Below are 1,035 nucleotides of genomic sequence, written 5' to 3'. Positions count from 1 at the left end.
CCATAAATAAGGAAGCAATATCTCAATACGGATCATTATTATTTGCTAATTCTCAATCAATTAATCATAATCCACTATTGTTTCAAATTATATTTCCTTCAATCATGTCATTATGACAAAGATTAAATTCAGAGTGGTTTGAATAATATTTTTCTATTAACCTAAGTATTTCTTCTTTTTTCTCCAAAACAAATGAATCGTTAATTTTATTTTCTTTAGTATATTTTTGAAATAACTCAAGAGGCTCCATACTATTTTTAACTTTTATGTTTGAATTGTGTATTTTTTTTAATTTTCTTGCAACTTCTTCAATATTTTTTTTAGTTTTCTTAAATGATTTGGCATTTTTTATTAATTTTGTTATTAATACTCCAGCCTTATCGTTGATGTAGTGTATTTCTGCCCCAATCTTAAAATCCTTAATTGATTCCAATATTATTCTTTCACTATATCTATCTATATTTTTGTTAGTTTCTTCTCTGGGGAATCTAATAACAAAATGCTCATTTTTCACTCTATATTTATATGTATCATTAGTTAAACCACCTTTGATTGCTGAAAATTTTTTAATCTCATCTTCATCTATATCATGAACAATTTTTATGCATTGCATAACATTGGAAAAAGATTCTATTAAGTATTGTGGTTCAACAGCTCTTAAGTCATCTATAGTGTCAATCTCTATCCTTGTTGTTGAATAAATTTGTTGAATCTCAAATTTCATATTATTTTTTCAAAAAATTTCTTCTGCATAAGATTCTTTATAATCTTGAAGATTTATCGCATTGAAAAAATTCTTAACACTAACTATATCTTCATATGTTAAAGCATAACCATTACCTCAAAGAGGTCCATTGCCATTTATTTCATAGCCAACGGCATATTTGCCCCTTTTGATAAGAGTTCATTCATTATCCTTGTTACCTTTTTCGCCAAACATAATTGATTTTCCTAAATGTTCTGGGAAAATGTTTTCCTTTCACAATGAATCTCCCTCGATAAAAAGTGTATTTTTATTTAGATTTTTTAAGACAG

1 protein-coding gene is annotated in these 1,035 nt (G+C 26.3%); it reads right to left on the bottom strand.

Translation table 4 applies throughout. The features are described from left to right. On the bottom strand, positions 1-985 hold a 985-nt coding region (locus C4B24_RS04800), incomplete at its 3' end, for a choline/ethanolamine kinase family protein (RefSeq protein ID WP_131599642.1). Positions 986-1,035: the final 50 nt, after the last annotated feature.

Origin of the sequence: Mycoplasma marinum (genome assembly GCF_004335975.1) — a bacterium.
Lineage (GTDB): Bacteria > Bacillota_I > Bacilli_A > Mycoplasmatales > Metamycoplasmataceae > Mycoplasma_K > Mycoplasma_K marinum.
Note: the sequence above shows the minus strand (reverse complement) of the source record. Positions and strands in the feature narration are given on the sequence as shown.